Annotated in this window: 1 protein-coding gene; it reads right to left on the bottom strand. The window is 79.3% G+C overall.

Annotation, left to right across the window (positions count from 1 at the left end; translation table 11 throughout):
• Positions 1–30 precede the first annotated feature (30 nt).
• A partial coding sequence (locus SACPADRAFT_RS32585) for a DUF4129 domain-containing protein (RefSeq protein ID WP_198048296.1) occupies positions 31–323 on the bottom strand: 293 nt, incomplete at its 5' end.

Here is a 323-nt window from a genome sequence, read left to right as displayed (position 1 = left end):
GCCCCGGCGGGTGCGGACATCAGGACCTCCTCACACCGGCGCCTGACGGGCGGCGCGCACCGCGGTGTCCAGGGAGGCGACGGTGTCCACGTCCCGGGGTCCCGGGCGGCGGCCGCCGTAGTGGACCTCGTCGAAGAGCACCGCCGCGTCGCGCAGCTCCCCGGCGAGGGCGGGCAGCCGCGCCCCGGCCTCCCGGGCAGCCTCGTGGGCCGTGCGTCCGGGACGCGGTTCGAGCACGCCGGTCTCCTCGAGACGGCGCACGACCGCGCGCACGTACTCCCGGACGGCCGTGTCGTACCCGCTCTCCCCGGCGGCGCGGCGGG

The organism is Saccharomonospora iraqiensis subsp. paurometabolica YIM 90007, from assembly GCF_000231035.2.
Taxonomy (GTDB): domain Bacteria; phylum Actinomycetota; class Actinomycetes; order Mycobacteriales; family Pseudonocardiaceae; genus Saccharomonospora; species Saccharomonospora paurometabolica.
Note: the sequence above shows the minus strand (reverse complement) of the source record. Positions and strands in the feature narration are given on the sequence as shown.